Source organism: Streptomyces sp. NPDC051940, from assembly GCF_040680895.1.
In the GTDB taxonomy this organism is placed as follows: Bacteria; Actinomycetota; Actinomycetes; order Streptomycetales; family Streptomycetaceae; genus Streptomyces.
The window spans coordinates 1-8,688 of the sequence record NZ_JBFAXR010000210.1 but is presented as its reverse complement, the minus strand read 5'-3'; the positions used below and the strand labels follow the sequence as shown (position 1 = coordinate 8,688).

The window sequence follows — 8,688 nt, the reverse complement described above, 5'->3', positions numbered from 1 at the left end:
GGCTGAAGATCTCGCACATGGGCAGCGGCCTGCCCTTCGCGTCCAGCAGGAGGAACGCCTGCCGCTGCCGTGACGTCCTTGACCACCGAGAACGCGAGGCCGTACGCGCTCATCCCCCGCCCGTACGCGCCCAGATGCACCGTGTTGCCCGTCGCGCCCGCGAGCACCCAGCCGTACTCGGACTCGCGGTAGTGGAAGGGCACGGGCTCCCCGTCGACGGGGAGCGTGAGGGTGGACCAGCCGGGGCCCTGGAGGTCGTCGGCCAGCTCCCAGGCGACGCCGGTCTGCTGGGCCAGCCAGTCCTCCCGCATGGCCCGCTCCATCTGCGCCGGCCAGGTGCAGCTCAGCAGCCCCGAACCGGCCAGCCACGCGGCGCTCGACACCGAGGTGGCGTCCAGTACGCCCGTACCGTCCGCGCTGCGCCTGACGGGGCGGCTGGCGACCGTCACGACCACCGTGAAGCGGTGGTCCTTCAGGCCCGCCTCGGCGAGGTACGAGGGTGTGTCCCCGTGTCCCGTGGAACCGTGCTCGATCTGGCCGTCCGCGCCGGCGCCCGTCCGCAGCAGCCAGCGCGGCCCGGAGAATGCCTGGTCAAGGCCGTACCAGGGGAAGGACGCGCGCAGGAACTCGTCGACGACCCGTTCCTCGCCGGGCGGTGCGGTGACCCCGCCCTCCCCGTAGGCAGAACTCGCCGTCCCCGTCCGACTCGTAGTCTCCATAGTCGGAGAGGATAACCACCCCGGTTCGGGGGGACAGACATTCTGTCTGATATCTGGTCCGATCAGGTGGCCCCGGTACCGCGGAGAGCCGCACCGCGTCCGGCGCGCACTGCGCCGAACGCCGTACCGCTCAGGTCGCGTCGGAGTCGTACGGCGTGACGCTCTTCCCGTCCTCGGCCTGCTCGTCCTTCCGCAGGCTCGTACGGGGCTTGCCCGCGCCCGCGTTGTCCTCGCGGATCTCGCCCACGGTCTTCGCCGCGTCGCCGACCTCGGCCATCTCCTTCTTCAGGTCGAAGCCGTTGGCGAGCTCCTTCAGCCCGAGGTCCTCGTTGTCGAGGAGGTGCTTGCGGGCGAAGTTCTTCGGGTTGAGGTCCTCGAACTCGAAGTCCTTGAACTCCGGTCCGAGCTCCCGCCGGATGTCCTCCTTGGCGCTGTCGGAGAACTCGCGCAGCTTGCGGATCATCCCGGCGACGTCCTGGATCACCTTCGGCAGCTTGTCGGGGCCGAAGATGAGCACGGCAAGGATGATGAGCGCGATCAGCTCGAGGGGTCCTATGTCGAAGAACACCTGGCGGCTCCTTGCAGCAGTTACCTTGCGCGGCCGCCAGTGCGTGGCGCGCCGGGGGCGGGACCCATTCACAGTACCTGGCGACCGGGGCGGGGCGAAGATAACAGACAGGCAACGGCCGCCCGGGTCCCGGCCGGCCGCCGCCTGTCCCGGCTGGTCAGTCGCCGTCTGACGAACCGAGCACCACGTCCACGGTCCGTTCGTCGCCGTCGCGTTCGACGGTGAGGGTGAGCCGGTCGCCGGGGCGGTGGCTGCGGACCTTGATGATCAGCTCCTCGCCGTTGTGCACCCGGTCGCCGTCCACCTCGGTGATCACGTCCCCCGGCCGGATGCCCGCCTGGTCGGCGGGGCCGCCGGGAGTGACCGAGGGCTTGCTGCCGGAGGACTCGCCGACCCGCGCGCCGTCGCCCGTGTACTGCATGTCGACCGTGACGCCGATCACCGGGTGGGTGGCCTTGCCGGTGTTGATCAACTCCTCGGCGACGCGCTTGCCCTGGTTGACCGGGATGGCGAAGCCCAGGCCGATGGAGCCGCCCTGGCCGCCCTCCTCGCCCTCGGGGACGTCGGCGGCGCGGATCGCGCTGTTGATGCCGATCACCCGCCCCTTGCGGTCCAGCAGCGGCCCGCCGGAGTTGCCGGGGTTGATGGGCGCGTCCGTCTGCAGGGCGTCGACGTAGGAGACGTCGCTGCCCTCGGCCTTGCCGCCGGCGGTGATCGGCCGCTCCTTGGCGCTGATGATGCCGGAGGTGACGGTGTTGGCCAGGTTGTACGGGGCGCCGATCGCGATCACCGGGTCGCCGACGGCGACGGAGTCGGAGTTGCCGAGCGGCAGGGGCTTGAGCCCGGAGACGCCGCTGACCTTGATCACGGCCAGGTCGTAACCCGAGTCGCGGCCCACGATCTTGGCGCGGGCGGACTCGTTGTGGGCGAAGGTGACGGTTATCTCGCCGCCCTCGGCGGCCGGGGCGACCACGTGGTTGTTCGTCAGGATGTGGCCGGCCTTGTCCAGGACGAACCCGGTGCCGGTGCCCTGCTCGTCGCTGCCGCTGACGTGGATGGTGACCACGCCGGGCAGTGCGGTGCGGGCGATGCCGGCGACGCTGTCGGGGGCGCGCTCCAGATCGCCGTCGACCGGCGACTGGTCCAGCTCGATCGCGCTGCCCACGCCGCCGTTGCGCTCGTACCAGATGCCGAGCCCGCCGCCGACGCCGCCCGCGATCAGGGCGATCAGGATGGCGCCGACGACGGCGCCCTTGCCGCCCCGGCGCGCACGCTGCTCGCGCTCGGGCGCGTCCCAGGGGTCGTAGCGCTGCCACTGCTGCGGCGGTACGGGCCCCTGCGGGCGGCCGCCCTGGGGGCCGTGTCCCCAGCCCTGCGGCGCGGCGCCCTGGCCCGGGTGCGGGGCCGGCCCGCCGGGGTGTCCGTAGCCGCCGGCGCGCGGGGCTCCGCCGGGGTGCTGGGCGGCGTACGGGTTGCCGGGCGCGGGCCGCGCCTCGCTCTCCCCCCGGCGCCCGGGCGCGGGGCGCCCACCCTGGTGCGGTCCGTGCCGGTCGCCCGGCCGCCCTCCCTCGGCGGGGCGGGCGTCCCTGGGGTGGCGGTCGCTCTCGGGGGGCCGGGCGTCCCTGGGGTGCCGGTCGCCCTCAGCGGGGCGGGCGTCCCTGGGGTGCCGGTCCGCGGGCCGGGCGCCGTCACCACGGCGCGCGTCGGGCCGCGCGTCCCTCAGGTGCCGGTCGCCCCCGGCGGCGGGATGCGATCCCTTGGCGAGACGGGGGCCCTCGGCGGGGCGGGGGTCGTCGGCACGGCTGCCTTCGGGGGTACGGCTGCCTTCGGCGGTACGGGCCTCCCCCGGGCGCGTGCCGTCCGTGGGACGGCGGGCGTCAGCGGGCGGTGTGGCGCGCGTGCCCTCGGTGGGCCCGGCAGCGCGCCCGTCGCCACCCGCTGGGCGGGTGTCGCGGCGGCCGTCGGGTGCGGGGCTGCCTCCGCGGCCGGAATCGCGGTCGGCGCCGGGCTCGCGGCTCGTGTCCCCTCCCGGTTCCCGGGTGGTGCGGTCCGTCGGAGGCGGGGCCGTCCGGTCCGTTCGCTCTGCCCTTGCAGGAGCGGCCCCCTTGGCCGCGGCGGCCTCGCGCCGGTCCGCCTCGGGTGAGCGGTCGACAGGCCGAGAAGCGCCGCCGTCGCGCGCGCCGCGCTCGGGCGCGCGGTCTGCGACCTTGGGGAGTTCCCTCGTCCTGTCGTCGTCGGTGCCGGCAACGGAGTCGGGGCCGCCCTCACGGGCGCCCGCGGGGTCCGAACTCTCCCCCCTCATCGGACCGTTGCGCCGCGCACCGCCCTCCGGCTCGCCGCCCGCGCCGGGCCGGGGCGGAGGCACCCGCCCCTCCGCGGGCTCCTGCACAGTGGCGTTGTCGGCGTCCGCCGGGCGACCGCCGCCCGCGTCCGGACGCGACCACCTCGGCTTGCCCTCGTCCATGCTCTCCCCATCACTCAGCGCCTCCGGCGACGTACACCGCTGAACCACGGATGGCGGACCCGCCGTCGGCCACCCCGCTCTCCCGGGGTCCGGGGGCGGAACCCGGGATCCGTCCGTCGCCGCGCCCCGCCGGAGGCGCTGCCGCACGACTCAGCGGCCCGGCCCGGACATCACGCGGGCCGGCCACGCACCGATTCAATCAGGTGGCCCCCGGCGCCCGCGACGCCCCTGCCGGGGCCATGCGGATCGTGCGCTTCCGCACCCTCCGCGTCGAACGACCCTTTCACGCCCGGCCGAAAGCCGAAACCCCCACCCGCCCACACGCACCCTGCGGAAGCCGGGCGTTGCGCGAGAGGGGCACACGCGTGTCCGCGCGGCGGACGCCCGGCGCCACAGCCGCGGACACCCGGCGCCATCACCGGCAAGGCGAGCCTGATGGTGCGGACCGCCCCCGCCTGCCGACGTCCAGCGTCGCCCCGCACGAGCGAAATTCTCCACCGGCCAACTCACCCACGCCGTAAGCCCCATGCACCGCACCAGGCCCCGCCCGACGGCAGCGCGAAGCAACCGGCAGCAACGCTGAAGCCGCACCACACCACCGACGCGGGCCGGGCCCCCCGCCGAAGGCGCTCAGTGCGCCAGCGACGAGGGCTGCGACATCGGCGACACGGACGGGGAGGGCGCGACAACGCCGCTCGTCCGGAGGGGAGCCGGATACGGGTAGACCATCAGCTGCGAGGAGACGCTCTCCGTGGACTGGGCCCCGCCCCGCCGCGTACCCGCCCGCGCGGCCGCGGGAGTCACCGTGCGCTCCTCGCCCGCCGACGGACCCGGCGCGGCCCCGCCCGGGGTCCCCTGGACCCCGGACACCGCGCCGCCGAGGGCGAAGGCCGCGAAGGCCATCCCGCCGGCCGCGACGAAGGCGAGCCTGCGGCCCCGGGCGACGGACCCGGAACGCGCTATCTCATGGATCCTGAAGCCCCCGGAGGACCCCGCCTCGGCCATGGCGAAGCCGCCGCCTCCCCCGCCGCCGGGGCGAAACGGGTTGCGGTCGAGTGCGTCGTCGTCCATCCCCGGCAGCCCCTGCAGCCGGGCCAGCAGCCCGTCCGAGGGCGGTGGCGGGGCGACGACCGCGAGGGCGCTCTTCAGCTGCCGCAGCGCGTCGGCCTCGACCTTGCAGCGCGGACAGGTGGCCAGGTGCGCCAGCACCCGGTCGCGGTTGTCGTGGCTGAGCTCGCCGTCGACCAGGGCGGCAAGCCTGTCTCCCAGATGCTGCTCGGCAGGCGACAGCCCGCCCTCCACGCTCACGCGATCCGGCCCTCCCCTCCGAATGCGGGAGTGCCGGCGGCGTTCACCGCGGCGAGGGAGCGCCCGGCCCGGGCGTCGGGGGAACGGTGCTTGAGCGCCTTGCGCAGGTGGGAACGGCCGCGGTGGATGCGGCTGCGGACCGTACCGAGCTTCACCCCGAGGGTCGCGGCGATCTCCTCGTACGACAGCCCCTCGATGTCACACAGCACGACCGCGGCCCGGAACTCCGGCGCGAGCGTGTCCAGCGCCTGCTGGACGTCCGCGTCGAAGTGGGTGTCGTTGAAGTGCTGGTGCGGGGTGGGCTCGCGGCTGGGCAGCCGCTCGGCCGCGTCGTCGCCGAGGGCGTCGAAGCGGATGCGCTGCTTGCGGCGCACCTGGTCCAGGAAGAGGTTCGTGGTGATGCGGTGCAGCCAGCCCTCGAAGGTGCCGGGCGTGTACGTGGAAAGGGAGCGGAAGACACGGACGAAGACCTCCTGAGTGAGGTCCTCCGCGTCGTGCTGGTTGCCCGTCAGCCTGTAGGCGAGCCGGTAGACGCGGCCGCTGTGCGTGCTGACGATCTCCTCCCACGAAGGCGGAGTCCACCCCCCTGAGGCACCAGCCGACTCGTCGGCCGTGAACGTCGCAGTCGTGCGGGACGCGGTCACGGTGTCGGCGGCGCGGGCGTTGTCAGCGTTGTCGGTCACGGATTTCGGCGCACCCGAGGACCACGGAATCAGGCGCCGGAGCGCTCCGCGATCACCGGACGTCGCCGCACCTCCCCTGTCGGCTCTGGTGATGTCCAGTAGGGCCACTACCATAACCACCTCACCCGTTAGCTCCGGATAAGCTTATCCGCTCCGCCTTTTGCGGTGTTAAGCCCGGTTCAAGACCGTTCGGCCCCACACTCGCACTCACTTACCTGCTGCTTAACGCGCGGACCGCACGGCAGGTTCCCGCCGCCAACGGATACAGTCACGCTGGGCGTTGCCCACGGGGACTTGGAGAGCGGCGCGGGAGGCGTGATTACCGGCAACCGGCAGGCGAACTGGTCGTTCGCCGAGGCGTACGGCGCGGCTGGGTCGACGCGCGTCGCCCAGCATGCCCGCCAGGCCGGGCCCGACCGCGCCACGGTGGCCTCCAGCGTGCTCTGGGCCCGCCAGCGGGCCCGCGAGGCGGGGGTGACGGCGGCCTCGGACGGCACCGGTGCCGCACTGCGGCTGCTGGCGGCGACGGCCGACGCGAAGTCGGTGGTGGAGATCGGTACGGGCACGGGGGTGTCGGGGATCCACCTGCTGCAGGGGATGCGCGCGGACGGGGTGCTGACCACGGTGGACGTGGAGCCGGAGCTGCAGCAGTTCGCCCGGCAGGCGTTCCAGGCCGCCGGGTACGCGCCGAACCGGGCGCGGATCATCGCGGGCCGGGCGCTGGACGTGCTGCCGCGGCTCGCGGACGGCGGCTACGACGTGGTGTTCGCCGACGGTGATCCCTGGGAGTCGGTCGAGTACCTTGCTGAATCGTTGCGCCTGCTGCGTTCGGGTGGCCTGGTCTGTTTCGCCGGCGTCTTCGCCGAGGGCCGGACGGTGGATCCGGCCGTGCACCGGGGCGAGGTGCTGAAGCTGCGCGAGCTGCTCCGTACGGTGAAGGAGAGCCCCGCGCTGCTGCCCGCGCTGCTGCCGGTGGGCGACGGGCTGCTGTGCGCGGTGAAGGCCTGAGACCGCTCCGGGCGGGGCGACGCCGGGAGAGTGTCCGACATCACCCGCCAAAGGGGCTGCCCCGGCCGTAGGGCAGCCGGGGCAGCTCGGTATGGTGGCGTCGGCCTCGTCAGCCGACGACCTTCTTGAGAGCGTCGCCCAGGGCGTCCGCCTCATCCGGGGTCAGCTCGACGACGAGCCGCCCGCCGCCTTCGAGCGGAACGCGCATGACGATGCCCCGCCCCTCCTTGGTCACCTCGAGCGGGCCATCACCCGTCCGCGGCTTCATGGCCGCCATGCTCGTTCCCCTTCCTGAAACCAGCTCGTCGAACACAATTGTTCTCGGCCATTATCCCGCATCACGGGTCCTGATGACCAACATCGGTTCGCATCGAGTAGGCAACGCGCATTCGCAAAACCACCCAATTCGGCGACGGGACTGCGATACTGCCCCTTTCGCGCTGATGCCGCTTCCGCGAAAGATATTGCACAGATCACATCCGCGCGGCTGCTGCGGTCCGCCGATCTCCGCCATCCTGACGGAAGGCCGGGCGCCGTCCGCCCGGTGCCGAGCCGCGACGAAGGGGTGCCCCGAGATGGCCGAGGCCACAGCCGAGCCTGTCCTGTACGACGTGACCGAGGGTCTGGCGACGATCACGCTGAACCGGCCCGAGGCGATGAACGCGCTGAACATCGCCACGAAGGTCGCTCTGCGCGACCGGTTGCAGGAGGCGGCCGCGGACGACGCCGTACGGGCGGTGCTGCTGACGGCCACGGGCCGGGCGTTCTGCGTGGGGCAGGACCTCAAGGAGCACATCGGCCTGCTCGCCGCGGCCTCCTCCCCGCAGGACGCGGGGGAGGTCATGAACACGGTGCGTGACCACTACAACCCGATCGTGACGGCCATCACCTCGATGCGGAAGCCGGTCGTCGCCGGCGTCAACGGCGTCGCGGCGGGCGCGGGGGCGGGGTTCGCCTTCGCGGCGGACTACCGGGTGGTCGCGGACACGGCGGCCTTCAACACGTCCTTCGCGGGCGTCGCCCTGACGGCGGACTCGGGCGTCTCGTGGACCCTCCCCCGGCTGGTCGGCCCGTCCCGGGCCGCGGACCTCCTGCTCTTCCCCCGCTCCATCCCGGCCGCGGAGGCCCAGTCGCTGGGCATCGCGAACGCGGTGGTCCCGTCCGCGGACCTCGCGAAGGAGGCGCGGACGGTCGCGGAGCGCCTCGCCTCGGGGCCTACAGCCGCCTATGCCGCGATCAAGGAATCCCTCGCCTTCTCCGCGAGCCACGGGCTCGCGGAGACGCTCGCCAAGGAGGAGGAGCTCCAGGCCCTCGCGGGGGCCTCGGCGGACCACCGCATCGCGGTGGAGGCGTTCGTCGCCAAGCAGCCGCCTCGCTTCCTGGGGCGGTAGGGGGCGCGGCCGCTGCGCGCGGTGCGGTTTGTGCCGGGCGCCGGCGGGTCGGCGCTGCGCGCCTCGTCCTCAAACGCCGGACGGGCTTGAGGTGGTGCTGCGGTCACGCTGCAAGCGTCCGGTCACGCTGGCGCCTGCGGCGCAATTCGGCGCTCCGCGCCTCAGTCCTCAAACGCCGGACGGGCTGAGGGGGTGCTGCGGTCCCGCTGCAAGCATCCGATCACGCTGGCGCCTGCGGCGCGATTCGGCGCTGCGCGCCTCAGTCCTCAAACGCCGGACGGGCTGAGGGGGTGGTGCGGTCATGCTGGAAGGGTGCGCCAGTCGCGGTGAAGGGTGCGGGTCACCCTGGAGGCCGGCGTAGCGCAGCGGAGCCGGTGTTGCCCCGCTGGGGCACCGGAGGCATCCCTCGGCGGAGCGCCAGCGGAGCCGATCGCTTCGCATCCGGACGGCGTAGCGCAGCGGAGCCGGCGCAACCCCACCGGGTCACCGCAGGCAACCCCCGGCGGAGCGTCAGCGGAGCCGATCATTGGGCGGCGCCCTGGCGCCG

General features: G+C 73.7%; 8 protein-coding genes. 2 read left to right on the top strand and 6 right to left on the bottom strand.

Going from position 1 to position 8,688, the window contains the following annotated elements:
- The 5 genes from AB0M28_RS38780 to sigE all read right to left on the bottom strand — a co-directional run.
- A partial coding sequence (locus AB0M28_RS38780; protein ID WP_365415261.1) for a hypothetical protein occupies nucleotides 1-719 on the bottom strand: 719 nt, incomplete at its 3' end.
- A 130-nt stretch (nucleotides 720-849) separates the two neighbouring features.
- Entirely contained in the window at nucleotides 850-1,287 is a 438-nt protein-coding gene (locus tag AB0M28_RS38775) for a sec-independent translocase (protein ID WP_365415259.1), read from the bottom strand.
- Nucleotides 1,288-1,444: 157 nt separating this feature from the next.
- Nucleotides 1,445-3,751, bottom strand: a complete 2,307-nt coding sequence (locus tag AB0M28_RS38770) for a trypsin-like peptidase domain-containing protein (RefSeq protein ID WP_365415257.1) — start codon at nucleotides 3,749-3,751, stop codon at nucleotides 1,445-1,447.
- A 630-nt stretch (nucleotides 3,752-4,381) separates the two neighbouring features.
- Nucleotides 4,382-5,059, bottom strand: coding sequence for an anti-sigma factor (locus AB0M28_RS38765; RefSeq protein WP_365415255.1), 678 nt, complete (start codon nucleotides 5,057-5,059; stop codon nucleotides 4,382-4,384).
- Nucleotides 5,056-5,856, bottom strand: coding sequence for an RNA polymerase sigma factor SigE (gene sigE, locus AB0M28_RS38760; protein ID WP_365415253.1), 801 nt, complete (start codon nucleotides 5,854-5,856; stop codon nucleotides 5,056-5,058). Before sigE ends, AB0M28_RS38765 begins: the two co-directional genes overlap by 4 nt.
- A 201-nt stretch (nucleotides 5,857-6,057) precedes the next feature.
- On the opposite strand from sigE, the gene AB0M28_RS38755 reads away from it, so the two are divergent.
- Entirely contained in the window at nucleotides 6,058-6,750 is a 693-nt protein-coding gene (locus tag AB0M28_RS38755) for an O-methyltransferase (protein WP_365415251.1), read from the top strand.
- A gap of 109 nt (nucleotides 6,751-6,859) precedes the next feature.
- Here AB0M28_RS38755 and AB0M28_RS38750 read toward each other — a convergent pair whose 3' ends face one another.
- Complete coding sequence (locus AB0M28_RS38750; protein WP_003966491.1) at nucleotides 6,860-7,027, bottom strand: DUF3117 domain-containing protein; 168 nt, start codon at nucleotides 7,025-7,027, stop codon at nucleotides 6,860-6,862.
- A 298-nt stretch (nucleotides 7,028-7,325) separates the two neighbouring features.
- On the opposite strand from AB0M28_RS38750, the gene AB0M28_RS38745 reads away from it, so the two are divergent.
- The gene (locus tag AB0M28_RS38745; RefSeq protein ID WP_365415249.1) at nucleotides 7,326-8,141 is read left to right on the top strand and encodes an enoyl-CoA hydratase-related protein; all 816 of its coding nucleotides are present in this window, start codon (nucleotides 7,326-7,328) and stop codon (nucleotides 8,139-8,141) included.
- Nucleotides 8,142-8,688 lie beyond the last annotated feature (547 nt).